This is a genomic window from Lientehia hominis (assembly GCF_021044755.1).
Lineage (GTDB): Bacteria > Bacillota > Clostridia > Lachnospirales > Lachnospiraceae > Lientehia > Lientehia hominis.
The window spans coordinates 56974-74651 of sequence record NZ_JAJNOR010000006.1; the positions used below are offsets into that span (position 1 = coordinate 56974).

At 49.0% G+C, this 17678-nt stretch carries 17 protein-coding genes; 3 read left to right on the forward strand and 14 right to left on the reverse strand.

What is annotated here, in order from left to right; genetic code table 11:
* Window positions 1-50 precede the first annotated feature (50 nt).
* The 4 genes from clpX to LQE92_RS10735 all read right to left on the reverse strand — a co-directional run bounded on the left by clpX (window position 51) and on the right by LQE92_RS10735 (window position 3929).
* Window positions 51-1310, reverse strand: a complete 1260-nt coding sequence (gene clpX, locus LQE92_RS10720) for an ATP-dependent Clp protease ATP-binding subunit ClpX (RefSeq protein ID WP_231062957.1) — start codon at window positions 1308-1310, stop codon at window positions 51-53.
* Between the two features lie 4 nt (window positions 1311-1314).
* The gene (gene clpP, locus LQE92_RS10725; protein ID WP_231062958.1) at window positions 1315-1902 is read right to left on the reverse strand and encodes an ATP-dependent Clp endopeptidase proteolytic subunit ClpP; all 588 of its coding nucleotides are present in this window, start codon (window positions 1900-1902) and stop codon (window positions 1315-1317) included.
* Between the two features lie 22 nt (window positions 1903-1924).
* Window positions 1925-3211: a trigger factor gene (tig, locus tag LQE92_RS10730; RefSeq protein WP_231062959.1), complete on the reverse strand. Its 1287-nt coding sequence runs from the start codon at window positions 3209-3211 to the stop codon at window positions 1925-1927.
* Between the two features lie 169 nt (window positions 3212-3380).
* The gene (locus tag LQE92_RS10735) at window positions 3381-3929 is read right to left on the reverse strand and encodes a DJ-1 family glyoxalase III (RefSeq protein ID WP_231062960.1); all 549 of its coding nucleotides are present in this window, start codon (window positions 3927-3929) and stop codon (window positions 3381-3383) included.
* 168 nt (window positions 3930-4097) lie between these two features.
* Here LQE92_RS10735 and LQE92_RS10740 point away from each other — a divergent pair, with 168 nt between their 5' ends.
* A complete protein-coding gene (locus LQE92_RS10740) occupies window positions 4098-4529 on the forward strand; it encodes a CYTH domain-containing protein (protein WP_231062961.1) in 432 nt (143 codons plus the stop codon).
* Between the two features lie 92 nt (window positions 4530-4621).
* On the opposite strand, the gene LQE92_RS14550 is transcribed toward LQE92_RS10740, so the two are convergent.
* The 6 genes from LQE92_RS14550 to LQE92_RS10770 form a co-directional block, all read right to left on the reverse strand.
* Window positions 4622-5407 carry a M23 family metallopeptidase gene (locus LQE92_RS14550; protein WP_231062962.1) on the reverse strand — a complete coding sequence of 262 codons (786 nt, stop codon included), beginning with the start codon at window positions 5405-5407 and terminating at the stop codon, window positions 4622-4624.
* A gap of 84 nt (window positions 5408-5491) precedes the next feature.
* Window positions 5492-6409, reverse strand: coding sequence for a SpoIID/LytB domain-containing protein (locus tag LQE92_RS10750; RefSeq protein ID WP_231062963.1), 918 nt, complete (start codon window positions 6407-6409; stop codon window positions 5492-5494).
* 109 nt (window positions 6410-6518) lie between these two features.
* Window positions 6519-7250, reverse strand: a complete 732-nt coding sequence (locus LQE92_RS10755) for a ComF family protein (protein ID WP_231062964.1) — start codon at window positions 7248-7250, stop codon at window positions 6519-6521.
* Complete coding sequence (gene recD2 / locus LQE92_RS10760; protein WP_231062965.1) at window positions 7247-9457, reverse strand: SF1B family DNA helicase RecD2; 2211 nt, start codon at window positions 9455-9457, stop codon at window positions 7247-7249. The genes LQE92_RS10755 and recD2 overlap by 4 nt, the downstream gene beginning before the upstream one ends.
* Before the next feature lie 89 nt (window positions 9458-9546).
* The gene (gene mreB, locus LQE92_RS10765) at window positions 9547-10545 is read right to left on the reverse strand and encodes a rod shape-determining protein (RefSeq protein ID WP_249301323.1); all 999 of its coding nucleotides are present in this window, start codon (window positions 10543-10545) and stop codon (window positions 9547-9549) included.
* A 438-nt stretch (window positions 10546-10983) separates the two neighbouring features.
* Entirely contained in the window at window positions 10984-11991 is a 1008-nt protein-coding gene (locus tag LQE92_RS10770; protein ID WP_231062966.1) for a putative ABC transporter permease, read from the reverse strand.
* An 879-nt stretch (window positions 11992-12870) separates the two neighbouring features.
* On the opposite strand from LQE92_RS10770, the gene LQE92_RS10775 reads away from it, so the two are divergent.
* On the forward strand, window positions 12871-13155 hold the full coding sequence (locus LQE92_RS10775) for a hypothetical protein (RefSeq protein ID WP_231062967.1): 285 nt from the start codon (window positions 12871-12873) through the stop codon (window positions 13153-13155).
* A 140-nt stretch (window positions 13156-13295) separates the two neighbouring features.
* Here the strand turns inward: LQE92_RS10775 and spoIIID are convergent, their stop codons facing one another.
* The 3 genes from spoIIID to LQE92_RS10790 all read right to left on the reverse strand — a co-directional run bounded on the left by spoIIID (window position 13296) and on the right by LQE92_RS10790 (window position 15463).
* Entirely contained in the window at window positions 13296-13556 is a 261-nt protein-coding gene (gene spoIIID / locus LQE92_RS10780; protein ID WP_231062968.1) for a sporulation transcriptional regulator SpoIIID, read from the reverse strand.
* 84 nt (window positions 13557-13640) lie between these two features.
* Window positions 13641-14594, reverse strand: coding sequence for a DMT family transporter (locus LQE92_RS10785; RefSeq protein WP_231062969.1), 954 nt, complete (start codon window positions 14592-14594; stop codon window positions 13641-13643).
* 53 nt (window positions 14595-14647) lie between these two features.
* Complete coding sequence (locus LQE92_RS10790) at window positions 14648-15463, reverse strand: helix-turn-helix domain-containing protein (protein WP_231062970.1); 816 nt, start codon at window positions 15461-15463, stop codon at window positions 14648-14650.
* 350 nt (window positions 15464-15813) lie between these two features.
* Between LQE92_RS10790 and LQE92_RS10795 the strand changes: the two genes are divergently transcribed.
* Window positions 15814-16920, forward strand: a complete 1107-nt coding sequence (locus tag LQE92_RS10795) for a DNA alkylation repair protein (RefSeq protein ID WP_231062971.1) — start codon at window positions 15814-15816, stop codon at window positions 16918-16920.
* 90 nt (window positions 16921-17010) lie between these two features.
* On the opposite strand, the gene LQE92_RS10800 is transcribed toward LQE92_RS10795, so the two are convergent.
* Window positions 17011-17655 (reverse strand): hypothetical protein, encoded by a 645-nt coding sequence (locus LQE92_RS10800; protein WP_231062972.1) that lies wholly within the window; start codon window positions 17653-17655, stop codon window positions 17011-17013.
* Window positions 17656-17678 lie beyond the last annotated feature (23 nt).

The window sequence follows — 17678 nt, forward strand, 5'->3', positions numbered from 1 at the left end:
CGGGGTCCAGCTTTAAATGGGGCGCTGCAGAATACTGCGGCCCCCCATCCTCAGGCTGTTTCGCCTTTTCGTGTCTTCACTTCCGTGTCCCGGTAAGTAAGCTCCGGCTTACTCTCGCCCTCTACCACTTCTTTCGTGATCAGGCACCGGCCAATATTTTCATCGGACGGAATCTCATACATGATATCTGTCATTACCTTTTCCATGATAGCCCGCAGACCTCTGGCGCCAATCTTGCGTTCCACCGCCTGATCCGCGATCGTCTCCAGCGCATCCCTGGAAAATTCCAGCTCCACGCCGTCCAGATCAAACAGACGTTTATACTGCTTGACTATGGCATTTTTGGGCTCTGTCAGGATACGGATCAGCGCATCCCGGTCCAAAAGCTCCAGAGATTCCACCATCGGTACACGGCCGATAAATTCCGGAATCAGACCGAACTTTATCAGATCCTGAGGCATCACCTGGGCCAAAAGCTCGCTGATGTCTCTTTTATCCTTGTCTTTCAAATCTGCCTCAAACCCAATGGATCCGGCCCCCAGTCTGTTTTCGATGATCTGCTCCAGACCGTCAAAAGCCCCTCCGCAGATAAACAGGATATTGGTAGTGTCGATCTGGTACATCTCCTGGTGGGGATGCTTCCTGCCTCCTTGTGGAGGAACACTGGCCGTGGTTCCCTCCAGAATCTTTAAGAGCGCCTGCTGGACGCCTTCGCCGGATACGTCCCTTGTGATCGAGACATTTTCTGATTTCTTGGTGATCTTATCTATTTCATCAATATAAATGATTCCGTATTCTGCCCTGTTGATATCAAAGTCAGCAGCCTGAATGATCTTCAGCAGAATATTTTCCACATCCTCGCCCACATACCCGGCCTCGGTGAGAGCCGTGGCATCCGCGATCGCAAAAGGTACATTGAGAATCCTGGCCAGTGTCTGTGCCAGAAACGTCTTTCCGGAACCGGTGGGGCCGAGAAGCAGGATGTTGCTTTTCTGGACCTCCACATCCGAATCCGACGGCGCCGTGATCCTTTTATAGTGATTGTATACCGCGACGGAAAGCACTTTTTTCGCCCGCTCCTGTCCGATCACATATTCGTCCAGAAACTCCTTGATCTCCTTCGGCTTCAAAAGGTTAATGCCCTCCAGCTGCTCCACCGCGTCACTTGCCGTCTCTTCTTCAATAAGCTCCGCACAAAGCTCCACGCACTCGTCGCAGATGTAGACATCTTTCCCGCCTGCAATCAGCTTCTTCACTTGTTCCTGGGTCTTTCCGCAGAAAGAGCAGCGAACATCAAATTTTCCTGCCATCCGTTTACCTCTGACGACTTTCGATTACTTGGTCAATGATGCCATATTCCTTGGCTTCTGCCGCACTCATATAATGGTCGCGTTCGGTATCCACTTCGATCACATCCAGAGGCTGACCTGTGTTCTGCGCCAGCAGCTGGTTCAGCTTTTTCCGGGTCTCGATAATCTTGTCAGCCACGATCTTTATGTCGGTGGCCTGCCCCTGCGCGCCGCCGGAAGGCTGGTGGATCATGATCTCCGCGTTGGGAAGCGCCATACGTTTCCCTTTGGTTCCCCCTGCCAGAAGGAATGCGCCCATGCTGGCCGCCATTCCAATGCAGATGGTGGATACGTCGCATTTGATATAATGCATGGTATCATAAATCGCCATACCTGCTGTCACGACTCCGCCGGGGCTGTTGATGTACAGCTGGATATCCTTTCCGGGATCTTCAGATTCCAGGAATAACAGCTGGGCCACCACCAGGCTGGCCGTAGCCTCATTTACCTCTTCTCCCAGAAAAATGATCCTGTCCTTAAGCAGCCTGGAATATATGTCGTAGGAGCGCTCCCCCCTGCTGGTTGATTCAATGACGTAAGGTACTAAACTCATTCTGATGCCTCCTGTCTTAATTTTAGGCTTCTTTCGCTTCCGCTACCAGCAGATCGACCGCCTTCTGCACCGCCAGGTCTGTCTTCATCTGCTCCGCTTCCGCGTCTCCTAAATATTTCTTGAGCTGGTCTGCTTCCATCTTGTAAGCCTTGGCCATCTCTTCAATTTCTTTGTCAAGTTCTTCTTCTGATACCTGGATGTTCTCAGCCTTTGCAACTGCCTCCAGGGTCAGTCTGACCTGGATTCTCTTCTTGGCCTGCTCCATCATCTGCTCTTCCATTTTTTCTCTCGTGGTGCCGGTGAACTGCATATACTGCTCCATGGTAAGGCCCTGGCCCTGCATTCTCTGAGCAAATTCATTCACCATGTTGGAAGCCTGGGTCTTTACCATAGCCTCGGGGATATCCATGGACGCGTTTTCAACGGCCTTATTCACAGCCTCGTCCTCTTTCTTCCTCTTGGCTTCCGCTTCCTTCTGCTCCCTTAATTTATCTGCCACTTCCTTCTTATATTCTTCCAGCGTGTCAAATTCGGATACTTCGCTGGCGAATTCATCGTCGATTTCTGGCAACTCTTTTGCCTTCAGCTCTTTGACTGTCACTTTGAACATGGCATCTTTGCCTTCCAGCTCTTTTGCCTGATAAGGAGTGGGGAACGTAACGTTTACTTCTGCCTCTTCCCCTACGTTTTTACCGATCAGCTGCTCTTCAAAACCGGGGATAAACTGTCCGGAGCCGATGACCAGAGGGAAATCCTCTCCCTTTCCGCCTTCAAACGGCACGCCGTCGCAGAAGCCTTCAAAATCGATGACAGCTGTGTCATCCTTTTCAATGGGCCTTCCCTCTACCGTCACCATAGCGGCGTTTTTATCCTGCTCCTTTTTGATCTCTTCCATTACCTCGTCATCTGTGACGATGATTTCCTGTCTTTCCACTTCCAGACCCTTATATTCGCCAAGAGTCACTTCCGGCTTCACAGCCACAGAAGCAGTGAAGATCATGGGCTTTCCGGCCTCGATCTGGGTAACGTCGATCTCAGGCTGGGATACGACTTCCAGCCCGCTCTCTTCCACGGCCTTCTCATAAGCTCCGGGAAGCAGCATATTTACGGCATCTTCATAGAAAACGCCGGCACCATACATCTTCTCGATCATTTTCTGAGGCACTTTGCCTTTCCGGAAACCGGGGACATTGAACCTGTTTTTATTTTTCTGGTATGCGCCCTGAATCGCCTTTGCGACTTCCTCAGCCGGTACTTCGATTGTCAGCTTTGCCATGTTTTTTTCCAAATTCTCTACCTGTACACTCATTGTTCGTGTATTCCTCCTTAAATATATATAACGTATTACATTTTCTCACAGTCTAGCAATTTACCATTATAGCATAGAAGTTTTTTAATTACCAGCAGAAATTTCGATTTCTGGCAACTCCTGGCTGTGGGGCCGGCATTTACCTCAGCGTACAGGTATTCTTCTTATTTTATGGATGCTGAATCTCTTTTTTCACCCTTTCTGAGGTCTCCTCATCCGCAAGGATCTTAAGGAGCTCAAGGCCTTCGTCGATGGCAAAGCCGAGTCCGCGTCCTGTCACCACATTTCCGTCCCGGACCACACCGTCTTCCACATGCTCTGCCCCTAAAAGCTTGTCCTCCCATCCGGGATAGCAGGTGGCCTTCTTTCCCTCCAGACAGCAGTATTTTCCCAGTACACTGGGTGCCGCGCAGATGGCGGCAAGCAGCCTGCCCTCTTTGTGAAACTTCTGGATAGCCTCCCCCAGCTCCGCATGTTCGGTCAAGTTCGCTGTGCCCGGCATCCCTCCCGGAAGGAAAAGCGCGTCGCACGCATCGCACGCTTCTGACGACCACATGCTGTCGGCTTTCACGGTGATATCATGGGACCCTGTCACTTCAAGTCCTCCGCCCATGGAAGCTGTCTCCACTTCCACTCCGCCCCGCTTTAGAATATCCACAACGGCAAGGCATTCCACCTCCTCCATCCCCGGAGCCATGCAAACATAAACTTTACTCATGATAGACCTCCTTTTCTATTTCACTCTTACTGACTGCATCCATTATATCACACTCCTCCTCTTGGTTATAGAATGAAAGTATGATAAAATGAGAAAAATCATAAAGAAACTGTAAAATAGCAGAACGCGGAGGTCGGCTTATCCGCTGCCCCCAGAAAGGAACGCCGTGTGGAAATAGAACGGAAATTTTTAGTAAAAAAGATGCCAGAAGACTTGGAAACCTATCCCTGTCTGTTGATCGAGCAGGCTTATCTGTGCACAGACCCGGTAGTCCGGATCCGGCGCCAAGATAACAGCTATTATATGACTTACAAAGGCAAAGGGATGATGGTGCGGGAAGAATATAACCTGCCGCTGAATGAAAAGGCTTACCTGCATCTGAAAGCAAAGGCCGATGGCCACATCATTGCCAAAAAACGTTACCGGATCCCTCTTGGGACCCTCACAGCGGAGCTGGACATCTTCTCCGTCCCGAAAGAACTCACGCTGGTCGAAGTGGAATTTTCCACAGAGGATGAAGCTCTCTCTTTTTGTCCCCCAGACTGGTTTGGTGAAGATGTGACTTCTGACAGCCGCTATCATAACAGCAATATGATTTGAGATATGTAAAGGCGCCCTAGCCGGAAATATGGAAAGATTCATTATTTCCGGCGAGGGCGCCCATATGCAGGTCTATTATGCAGATTCGTCTTTTACTCCTGTGCGTATTCCACAAAATCCAGCGGATCAATGGGCGCACCGTCCTTTGTCATCTGAAAATAAAGGTTCGGGCCTTCTACCACATAATACTTAGTAGGTTCGGCCAGATTTCCGATAACGGCTCCGGCTTCCACATAGTCTCCAGGATTCACGGCAAGCTCTGTGAGCTGACCGCAGGTCAGTTCATAAGCGTTCCCCAAATCCAGCGTTACATAATTTCCCAGCTCTTCATTTGTCCCTACGGCTTTCACAATGGCATTTGCGGCAGCTTTTACCTGCGTTCCGGCCGCGCCCTGAATCAGAACGGCGGGATTACACTTGTACTCGTCAAGCGTAGGAAAATAAATAGTCTTGTCCATGGAATAATCCAATATGACATTTCCTTCTACCGGCCAGATCAGTTTGTCCGCTTCACCGAAGCTCACTGAATGTACTTCGCCGGCAGCGGCGGGCGCTTCTGAAGGAAGCTCCATTTGATCTTGTTCCGGGGAATCCTCTTCACCGGTCTCTTCTCTCACGGCCTCTGTGGCCTCTGTCGACTCGGGCGTATTCGCCGCGGTCTTTGTCGTCTCTTTTACGTCTTCTGACGTTTCTTCCTTTGTACCCGTAGTTTCTTCGTCATTCCATAAGAGCTCTTCCGAAGAATCGTTCAGTTCCATGTACTGATTATTCTCATCTTCTTTCTTGTCCGTTCCCCTCCATACCAGTACTCCGGCAATGGCAGTCACGGTCACAAGACACCCCAGCAGCATGACCAGCAATCCTTGCTTCTTCTTCACGATAATCACCTCGGTATTAGTCTTGCCCGATTACCGTGTCCTATTCAAAAATTATCTGGACAATTCTGGCTCACCAACATTTTTTTACTTTTTTTCTATGCTTACATTTTGATAATAGTAAGCCAGTATGGCCGCGGCATCCTTTCCTTCTCCCGCCAGTTTATTAGCTCCCCATTGGCTGAGTCCATATCCATGGCCAGAGCCCTTATCGACAAATTTAATTCCGCTCTCAGACTGTGTGATAGAAAACGCGGAAGACGGAAGGGAAAGCGCAGAGGCTACCTCTTCTCCGGTATAGGTTTCTGTTCCGGCCATCACGCTCTGCACATATCCCGCATCGTCCCTGGCCGCGATCTGCAGTCCCAGGACGTCCGTATCCGTAAGCTGCTGTCCGCGCAAAGAGCTTATGGCCGATACCAGATCAGGAGCGGAATATTCTTTGATCGTCACATATCCTTCCATATCCACATCCCGGCTGCTGTCAACGCTCTTTATGTAAGGCAGAAGCTCTCCTCCGTCCCTGGTCTTTCCCGCGCTGGCCCGGTGGAACATGGCGTCAATCAGCCCCCCCTGATAAGTCAGCACCTGACCCGCGCTCTCCGTCGCAGCCTGCTTGAATTTTTCCTGATACTCCAGGTATTTGTCTCCCCATTCCTTTTTTCTGTCATCCGTATCCCAATATCCGCAGGACAGTTCACTGCCGGCAATGGAAGTCTCGTCTCCCATCATCTTGTACAGATATGTCCTGGCAATGATCACCTGGGCTTTCACAGCCTCTTTTTCATAATTCCCCGGAATCTGAGACGCTGCCACTCCCTGCACATAGTCCTCCAGGTCAATTTCTTCTGTTCCGTATTCGCTTTTTACATGAACTGTTTTCCCGCTGTCCGCCGTCTGTTCCGGCGCCATGGTGATCTTGCCGGTAATAAAAAGTGTGACCATATAAGGAAACAGAAACAGGAGGATTGTCCCTCCTGCCGCCAATAGAAAATTTCGCTTCATAATAAAAAACTCCTTCGGCCTGTCTTTAAAATAGTGTACGCCGAAGAAGCTTTCCGTATGATTGAATTTTATGATTGTTTAAAAATGGAAATAAATCCAGACGGCAGACTTATCTTCCGTATCCTACCGCCATGTTTGCCAGATATACCTGCTCCGCACCGGCCTTTAACAAAACCGCGGCACATGACTGGGCGGTCGCACCGGTGGTATAGATATCATCCACTAGGATCAGGGTACCCCGCACTGCCGTTTTTCCCGATGTGCGGAATGCATGCGCCTCGTTCTTCTGGCGTTCCTCATATCCGAGCTGTTTCTGCGCTTTCGTATTTTCCACTCTGAACAGCAGATCCGTTCTCACGGATATCCCCAGCCTTCGGCCCAGGGCCTTGGCCAGCAGCTCCGACTGGTTATACCCCCGCAGCTTCAGTCTGGCCTTGTGAATAGGCACCGGGACAAGTGCATCTGGTCTCAGCCGGAGAAGCTGCCGTCCATGCCTTTTTGCCATTTCAGCTGCCAGGAACTCTGCACCCTCTCTTTTATTCTGATATTTAAGCCGGGCCATGACTGTCTGTGCCGCCGCATTATAATTAAGCAGCGCAATGCCTCCCGCGAAGTCCTTTGGATGGCGTATACAGTCGGCACAGTATTCTCCGCCATTCCAGCCGTTATCCAGCTTTTCCAGCTCCTTCCCGCATTTCATGCAGACCGGCTGACTGACATAAGACAGCTTCGGCTCACAGCGGCCGCATACATATTTCCGCCCATACGGCAGGATTTCACCGCAGACTGGGCAGCGCCCCGGATAAAGCAGATCCAGTATCGTATTCTCCCCTCCTGTCACAGCTCTTCCAGACGCTTATCCAAGCTGGAATAGCGTCTCTGTTCTGTCTCGTTTTCAATCATTCCCAAAAAGGTTTCCGGCATTCCCACGATACATACGCAGGATCTGGCCCTGGTCACTGCCGTATACAGGAGATTCCTGGTCATGAGCATCCTCGGGCCGCTTAGGAGCGGGATGACCACCGCCGCATATTCGCTTCCCTGCGCTTTATGGATCGTGATGGCATAAGCAAGCTCCAGTTCTTCCAACTGGCTGAAGTCATAAGTGACCACTCTTCCTTCATCAAACTCCACAACAAGCTCCTCCGCAAAGGAGTTAATCTCGCTTATGGTTCCGATGTCCCCATTGAAGACTCCGGCTCCTGTGTCTACTGGAATCCCGTACCGGCTCCTGACTTCCCATTCCATCTGATAATTGTTTTTGATCTGCATCACCTTGTCGCCCTCGCGGAAGATTCCCTGAGCATATTCTTTTTCCGCTTTCTTTCCATCCGGCGGATTCAGGAATTCCTGTAGTATCTTATTCAGACGTTCTACTCCCAGCGCCCCTTTTCTCATGGGAGCGATCACCTGAATGTCGTGCATCGGCACATTCAGATATCCCGGCAGCTTCTGACATATCAGTGCGATCGACGCATTGATTATGGAATTGGCATCCGTCCTCTTTATGAACAGGAAATCCCTGCTTCTGGCGGCCACATCCACCGGCTGGCCTTTATTTATCTTATGGGCGTTCAGGATGATGTCACTGGCGGCCGCCTGTCTGAATATCCTGGTCAGGCGCACCACATGGAAGCTTTCCGACTGGATGATATCCTTTAAGACATTTCCAGGCCCCACGGAAGGAAGCTGGTCACGGTCCCCCACCAGGATCAGCCTGGTCCCGACGGCTACGGCTTCCAGAAGAGACTGCATCAGCTGAATATCGACCATGGACATCTCATCGATGATAATGACATCTGTCTCCAGTGGGTTTGCCTGATTCCTGGCGAAGTGCACTTCCCCGGAAGACTCATTTTGGATGCCGGACAGCTCCAGCATACGGTGAATGGTCCTGGCCTCATATCCCGTGGCTTCCGACATCCGTTTGGCCGCCCGCCCCGTGGGCGCCCCCAGCACGACATCCATTCCCTCCATCTCAAAAAAGCGGATGAGCGCCGTGATCGTGGTCGTCTTACCGGTGCCGGGCCCTCCCGTGATCACCAGCACTCCGTGCCGCGCCGCTTCCAGCACAGCCTCCCTCTGGCGTTCATCCATCTCAAACTTTTCCTGTTCCTCGATCCGCCGGATCGTCTCAGCCGCTTCGCCTTCTTCTACTTCCCACACAGAATCCAGTTCCGCCAGCCGTCTGGCCACATTCATCTCCATATAATAATATTTAGCCGCATAGACGATCGAAACGTCCTCTTCCTTCTTCACCACCAGACGCTTGTCCATGACCAAGTCCATAATATGGTTCTCCAGCGAGTCAAGCTCTACTCCCAGCAGCTGATTCGTCCCGCGCAGGAGTTCATTCATCGGAAGATATGTATGTCCGTTCGTTATCGCCTGAAGAAGCGTATATAATATCCCGCTTTTTATCCGGTAGTCTGAATCTGCGCGGATGCCTGCTTTCACCGCAATATCATCCGCAATCTTAAAGCCGACGCCGGCGATATCATCCGCCAGACGATATGGATTCTGTTCAATGATCGTATAAAGCTCGGAGCCGTATTCCTTGAATATCTTCGCCGCCAGGTTGAGGGAAATCCCATACTTCTGTAGAAACAGCATCGCCTGACGCATATCCCGCTTTTCCGCCACCTGACTGCCTAGCTCCAACGCCATGCGGCTGCTGATCCCTTTCACCTCCGCCAGCCGTTCCGGCTCTTCCTCTATGATGCGGAAGGTGTCCTCTCCAAAGCGTTTCACGATCCTGGCCGCGAGCGCTCCGCCTATCCCTTTGATGGCGCCGGACCCCAGATATCTTTCTATGGACATCGTATCCTCAGGATTCTTGATCTCGTAGCTCTCCACTACCAGCTGTTCTCCGTAGAGAGGATGCTTTTTAATGGTTCCGATGGCTTCCACATATTCCCCTTCTCCCAGCATGGGAAGAATGCCTACCAGCGTTTTATCCTCCCCGCTGTTAAACAGCTCAATCACCGAATAGCCATTCTCCTCATTCCGGTATACGATCTTATTGACATATCCTGAAATCGTCTCCACCAGACGTCTCCTTTCTTAAAAAGCAAAAAGGCAGCCAGAAGCCTGGAAGACTTCTAGCCGCCCCTGATATCTCGTCGGCTGCGCCGCTTTTATTCAACGTCCCTTTGTCCATGCATGAACTCAATGAACTTTCCGGTGCCAATCGCCACTGCCGTCAGAGGCTCTTCGGCGATCACCGTATTGATGCCGGTCTTTTCCTCGATCAGAGCATCCAGTCCGCTGAGCAGGCTCCCTCCTCCGGTCATCACGATTCCTCTGTCGTACACATCAGCCGCCAGTTCAGGCGGAGTCCTCTCCAAGACATTGTGTACGGCATCTACGATCTGCATAGCCGGCTCCCGGAGCGCTTCCAGTGTTTCATCGGAAGTGATCGTGATCGTCTTGGGAAGTCCGGTCACCAGATTACGGCCCCTGACGTCCATGGCCACCAGCTCCGGTCTTTTATAAGCACAGCCTATCTGAATCTTGATCTCCTCAGCTGTCCTTTCACCGATCAGCAGATTGTGTTTTTTTCTCATAAAACGTACGATCGCCTCATCAAAATCATCTCCGGCCACCTTAACCGAAGTGCTCACTACCGTGCCGCCAAGGGAAATAACAGCGATATCCGCGGTACCGCCTCCGATATCCACGATCATGTTGCCGCAGGCCTTTGATATATCGATACCGGAACCGATCGCTGCGGCGACTGGCTCCTCAATAATAGAAACCTCTCTGGCCCCAGCCTGATAAGTTGCATCCTCCACCGCCTTTTTCTCCACCTCTGTGGCGCCGCTGGGAATACATACGCTGATCCTGGGTTTTCTCAGGGTCTTTTTTCCGAGAGCCTTACGGATAAAATACTTCAGCATTTTTTCCGTGACCGTATAATCAGAAATCACGCCCTGGCGAAGCGGTCTCACAGCCACGATATTGCCGGGAGTCCTTCCGATCATCAGACGTGCCTCTTCTCCGATAGCCTTTATCTGATTGGTGTCCCGGTCGAATGCTACTACGGAGGGTTCCTTCAGTACGACGCCTTTTCCTTTTATATATACCAGGATGCTGGCCGTACCCAGGTCAATTCCTATATCTGTCGATAATAACATCTTCATTTCCTCCTATGCTCTTCCAAACTGCTTGCCTATAATGCGATTCTATATCCGATACGTCCGGAGACCGGACATTTCTTCCTCTCATTACCTATAAACTTCGCCAATCCTTTATATTATAAACAATTTTTCCATTTTTTCAATTGCTTTTTGCAGATGAAAGGAAATTTTGTGTTTCTCTAAATTTTCTTTTATGTTCTTCATGATTTTTTCATAGACTGAACATATTTTGGTCACAATTTCTTTTTATACTATAGGCATACCAATCGAAATTGGTATAAACAAGCTTTTTCATACTCACGCTCGGCAGCCTGAGGCTGCCGAGTCCCCCCCCCTAAAACTCCACCCTGAAAAGGGTGTTTTTTTATTTCATAGGAACGTTCATCCTATGAAACAAAAACGACTCCGGGCGGAGAATCCCGCTTACGGGATTCTTTATTCTTTACGGCGTTTTTTCCGGTTTTCTTTCTTCTCTTTTCTCCGGATCTCATAACGCTTTATCTGTTCTGTCCGCAGCACAGAAAATTCCTTGGCAAACTTTCTGGAAGTGGCGGAAGGGTTCCGTTTCAGCATCTTCATCTTTAAGTATGCCATCTTTTCCGTCTGGGATTCGTGTTCCTGTTTTAAAGATTTAAGCTTTTCACCGAGGCTGGAGACCGCGCCCACTTCTTCATCCTTTTCGTCGGACAGCCTGACCAGCGCCCCCAGTTTTTCGTAAGTAGCGTCAATCAGAGAATCCATCTTACTCCCTGCCGCGCCGGCCATCTCCGTCAGCTTATCACCAATGGAATCAAGAAGCGTTCCAAGCCGTTCTCCAACCGAATCTTTCTTTTCTCCCATACCGATTCTCATGGCGTTTACACGTTCGTTCAGCTGCACCTGTACCTCGTTCAATTCTTTACGTAAACGTTTAGAAACATCCAGCATGTCCCGGATTCCCAGGGCTACCTTTATGGACACCGCTGCGTCGGAAACAAAGATGGCCGAAATCACGATCACCACCACCGTCACCATAACCGGAGGCAGTCCCAACACAAAGGCCTCTACCGGTTTATGCAGATATTTATTGAGCAGCACCGTGAATAATCCCCAGCAGAGGGAAGACGATAAACAGATGACGCCTTTATAATTCAGCTTCTGATTGCTGTAATCCCAATATTTCACTTTGAAGATTGCCTCCATGGACAACCCGACCACCAGTTCCAGGGCTGTGGCTCCCACCATCCCCGCCAGATACATCCATACGATATGGTCTCTCAGTCTCAAAGTCGCCACAAGCATTACGACCGCCCCTGATCCATATATGGGAAGCAGCGGTGAATGTAAAAAACCTCTGTTCACAAATCTTCTCTTTAATATAGAAACATAAGTACTCTCGAAGCACCAGCCGATGAAACAGTAAACATAAAAAAACATCAGCCATTGCTGAAAAGTATAGTGCATAGCCGCATCCTCCTGTCACTATTCAGTCTAGTGCAAGAGCTTTCGTATGTCAACTATAAAACGGGAATGTAAACTTTCTTAAGAATTATTAAAAAAGTTTTTCGACACCATATGACAAACAGCTCTTCAAATGGCTGAGAAATGAGGGGCGACCGCCGGCTTTTGGTGGAAGCCCCATGTTCCACAGTCCTGAACCGGCTTCCAATTTCAAGCCCAGGTATGACCGAAAGAATTTCGGCGGTCTGTGGCAATGATATGATAATAGATTTGTTATTTGATTAATATAGTTTTTTGTTTTTATTATAAATTAATTATATATCTGTCAGTCTTTTTTGTTTCAAATGTGTCAATTTTAGACACCATCATTCAAAAATGTCAATATAAAGCTTCCCAGTTTTTGTTATCTTTCTGCCACAGGATAAACTACCCGCCATTCTGGCTGATCTGACAGCAGAATGACGGGATAATTTTATAATTACTTATTATTTTTTAAATATTTGATACAAACTATGATGACCAAGATCATCATCACCAACTGTACGAGACTAAAAAGACATGACAATACATAGGACACATTCCAATAAAACATCTCTTTTTCCTCCTTTGTCTCTTATGCCAAAACTTTGTCAAAATAAACTTGTTTATATGATAATTTTATCGCACGTGCCGCAAAATATCAATTCATTTTCTGTTTAAATCAATATTATATTACTTTTTTATTTTTTACATCTATCCTTCTAAACAATGTCCAAGGGCATGCCTTTGAATACCTTTAAAACAAACTTATTTCTATAACTAGATGAAGCAGGAGGAAATCCGATTCCATCCAGGCGGCTCGCGGGCTGTGTGGTTATCTAATCCTTTTCTGGAATCTAAGAAATGAAATTTGTCCGGTACAGTGCGGCAGACAGGGCACCGGCAGAAAGATTCCGGGCCGGCCTAAAGGTGAGCGCCGCAGGGAAGCGGCCGGTGTTCTCCAGGAGGAGGGAGGCAGAAACGGAAATACCGGTTCCGTTTCTGAGCGAACAGGAGACAGGAAATCATAAGGATTTCCTGTCGACATGTGAGCGGTACTGCCGGAGCGGAGATAAAGCGGCCCCTGCATCGCCAGCGAACCGAAATCGTGACGGTCCGGAACTTCTGCCGATGCTAAATTGGAGCTAATTAAAAAAGATTCCAAAAAGTATTTTATATCATAATATAAGAATCAAACTGCGCCCGGAGCATTGATCTTCCCCCGAGCGCAGTTTTCCCTTTGGTCACTTATAACCGGAGTGCGGCCGCATGCCGTTCCGAAACTCTTGTCATTTGATTTCCATCTGATGGAGATACTTTTCTTTCGTCGCCATCCCGCCTCTGATATGACGTTCCGATTTATTGACGTCCAATACGATCCGGGCCTGGGATGCCAGCGTCGGATTGATCTGCACGAGACGGTCTGTCACGTCCTTGTGCACCGTACTTTTGCTGATACCAAACTTTTTCGCAGTCTGCCGAACCGTGGCGTTCTCCTCAATGATATAATTTGCAATCTCTACGGCACGCTCCTCAATATAATCTTTCAAAAGGGAGTCCCCCTGATACGCTTGTTTTTACAATCTATGCAGGGAGTATTCAATTCATGTGCAGGAAACGCACCATATTTATGGTTAATAATTCGCCGCCGCTTCCTTCTCCTTTTTGCTCTTTATCCGTCCCTCAGAGATTACCAGCCCGGCTAAAGTAAGCGCCGTCCCCAGGGCAGACATCCATGTGATCTTTTCATCCAGGATAATCGCTGACGCGGCTACTGTTACCACCGGGACCATATAGATATAAATCGTGGTCTTCACAGCGCCCAGCTTCTTGACCGCCGTATTCCAGGTGACAAAGCAGAGGGCAGACGCTCCCAGGCTCAAATATAGAAAGTTAAACAGCAGCGTGGAATTTCCAAGCACGGAAAAATCCGGCCGGAAATCCATGAGAAGCAGTGCCGGTATCATGAATACAAGGCCGTAAAAGAACGTTCTTCTGGTTACCTGGATGGTGTTGTATCCATAACGGCTGATCTTTCTGGAGAACACGGCATAAGAACTCCAGGCCAGCGCCGCTCCCAACTCCAGCAGATCTCCCAGAGGATTCACATGGAATCTGCTGGCTCCATTAAAGCTGATAAGGCATATCCCGGCGATCGCTGTCAAAAACCCTATGAAAAATCCGGGCCGGAGCTTTTCATCCTTTGTGAAAATGTGCGACAGGATTGCCGTAAAAAACGGCGTGACCGATATGATCACTCCCGCATTGGACGCCAGCGTATAAGTCAGTGCCACATTTTCCAGCAGATAATAAAAGGTGATGCCAAACAGTCCGGCTCCAACGAATAAAAGCTCATGCTTTTTTTCTTTCAGCTTCATCCGGCGCGGGCAAACGGCACACAATACCAGGAACGCCAACAGGAAACGGAAAAAAAGAATCTCCGCAGGCGCCATCCCTCTAAGTAAAATTTTCGTCGCTATGAATGTGGTCCCCCATACAGCCACGGTGAACACCGCCGCCATATGGCCGCGGGTACTACCTGTCTCTTCCTCTTGACCCGCCGTCTTCTGCTGAAACTGCTCTTTCATCTCCAAATCCTCCCTATTCTGATTCCGGGGCCTCAGACCCGTTCCCTCCTCTTTCATTCCCTGAAAATATCCCGGTATTGTCCCGGTGTCAGTCCTATAAACTCTTTAAAATAATTGGTAAAATGGCTCTGGTCGGAAAACCCTGCGGCCATAGCCGCATCCAGCGGTTCCCCTCCATGCTCCAGTAACTCCTTCGCTTTATTCACCCGGATATTTTCCAAATACCGATACGGCGTGATTCCATATAATCTCGTAAAGGTCCGCAGCAGAGAATATTTATTCATATCTGCCATGGCCGCCAGTTTATCAAGAGATATCTTTTCTTCATAATGTGTCTCCAGATAAAGGCGGACCCTTTCCGCTTCCTCATGAATGAACGGGCTGCTTCCTCCCTCACCAGGCTCCGCATATTTCCGTATCAGCTGTTCTGTCAGAAAATAAAACAGTTCTTCCTTGTCGAATTCTTTCCGCCCTTCCATTATCATATGATGAAGCTGGCGCAAAAGCTCCGTCAAGCCGCTGTCCGGAACTACAGTTTCCGAAAAATACGGCAGGCATCCTTTACCGGTTATCTCTTCCGCCACCCGCCACATAGTTCTTCTTTTTATATTAATACACCGATAATCCAAAGGAGCATCATCGATGGCCTCACATGTATGGCTGTCCGAAGGATTGAACAGCAGCAGAGCCCCAGACCGGACCTGGTAATCCTTATTTTTACATATCAGGTGCCTGCGGCCGCTCTCAATAAACCCAATCACATAATATTCATGGAAATGGTTAGGAAACCTTTGCATGATTCCTTGAAAGCAGTACGCTTCCACCTGAAGTTCATTGTCAAACCGAACGCTCCTTTTACCCTGTTCCATAATATTTCCTCTCTTTCCTTATCCTGTGCACAGCCAGTATAGCACAGTTCTCAAAAATGCTCTTGTAAAATATTGCACCTTGTCCAAGACTATTATAAAAAGATTCGGGACATATGAGGAGCCATTTGACATTTCCACAGGCGGATATTAGAATTGGAGGAAATCAGATGAGATCGCTTGCCTCATATCAAAATCAAATCGTTCTTTTTGCTCCTCTTCCCGCACCAAAGCTAGCTTCTGTCTGTTCTGAAAAATATTGGGACAACATGGAACTTCTGCCGGTACCTGGATGGAGGGACTCAGAAATGACTACTAAATACTTTGTACTCTAATTTGAAAAAAGGAGACATATGCCGGAATTACTGAAAAACAAGTATTTTAATTACAATTCTCTTCACGAACTGGCTGTGCGTACGGAAGCCGTATATCATCCGTTTCCTGCGGATACGTTTGTCAGTGATATTATGGACGAAACATGGGATGCTTTAGAACTGAAAGCCCGCATCCGCCGGATTGCCGCTCATCTGGGAAAGTATCTGCCGTCGGATTATGAGCAGGCACTCGGCATTATTGATAAGGTTCTCGCGGATTATCCAGAGGGATACCACGACAACACCTTAATATACTTCCCCGACTTTGTTGAGGTCTATGGACAGGATGAGCGCCATTGGGACCTATCAATGTCCGCGTTGGAAAGGTACACCGCCTACTCCTCATCTGAGTTTGCCGTAAGGCCATTTATCATAAACCATGAAAAGCGTATGATGCAGCAGATGGCCGCCTGGGCCAGACATGACAATGAGCATGTCCGGCGGCTCGCCAGCGAAGGCTGCCGTCCTCAGCTGCCATGGGGACAATCGCTTCCCAGCTTTAAAAAAGACCCGTCTCCCATTCTCGGTATCTTAGAGCAGCTGAAAACCGATCCGTCGCTATACGTCCGTAAAAGTGTAGCCAACAACCTAAACGATATATCCAAAACCCATCCCGATCTGGTCGTAAAAATTGCATTGGATTGGTACGGTAAGCACCAATATACGGACTGGATCATAAAACATGGATGCAGAACACTGCTGAAAAAAGGCAGAAGGGATGTTCTGGACATTTTCGGATTTGAAGATGACGATTCTGTGAATGCTGACGATTTTACACTGGATACCACATCTGTTGCAATTGGGGACGATATCACCTTTCACTTCAGAATCAAGGCGAAAAGAGCGGCCCAGGTACGGCTGGAATATGGCATCGACTATGTAAAAGCAAATGGCAGCCGAAGCCGCAGGATATTCCAAATATCTGAGGCTTCGTTCGCGGCAGGACAGGAAAAGTCATACAGAAAAACCCACTCCTTCGCAAATTCAAGCTCAAGGAACCATAATCCCGGAATCCATTCCATTACACTTATTGTCAATGGCGCTGAGAAGGGTACCCTGGATTTTGAGGTGCGGGCAGCCGGCTGAGCAGCTCTGCAGCCCGCACCATGGAACCAAAAATGCCTGCCCGGCTCACGGCCGGACAGGCATTCAACTCACGTATTCGCTCTCTCGTACTCAGACTTCTTCCTTATACAAGCTGCGGATCTCCTTCAGATATTTCCGGTATTCTCTCATCGCGGAAGGCGGAGCCGTCATCTTGACTTTGCAGCCATATCCGGCCAACCAGCCATAAAAAGCGTCTCCCACCGCAGCTTTCAATTTCAGGGAAACCATCTGAGCGCTCCCTTTTTTTGTACCAGAGCTGCTTTTCCCGCGCACGGAAACGCCTCCTCCCAATTCGTTCAGGATGCTCTCAGCCGCCGTCTCACTGCACAGCAGCTCAATCTTTGTTTTCCCCCGAAGCCAGTCCGGACGCCGGACAGAAGGCGCAAGCTTTTCAGGCTTGGAAGTGATTTCTTTTTCTTCTTTCTGATCTGCCGGTAAACCGGGCAAAATTCCGGGTACAGACAGCAGCCCGGCCATACTGCCGGCATTCTTAAGATAATAGCCGGCCGGCCGCTCTCTCCTGCTGACTACCTCAAAGCCGAAAGTCCGAAGTGCGTCCAGATCATCATAAATACTCTTTCTCTCCGCGGAAATGCCATGGCTTTGAAGCTCTTCGAGAATCTCATTCATTGTCACCACATGGGACGCATTCGTCCCCGCAAGCAGCTTTATAATGTACAATACTTTCAGTTTTTGATTCATCGATCTGGCCATATGCATTCCTCCTTCTCTTTCCG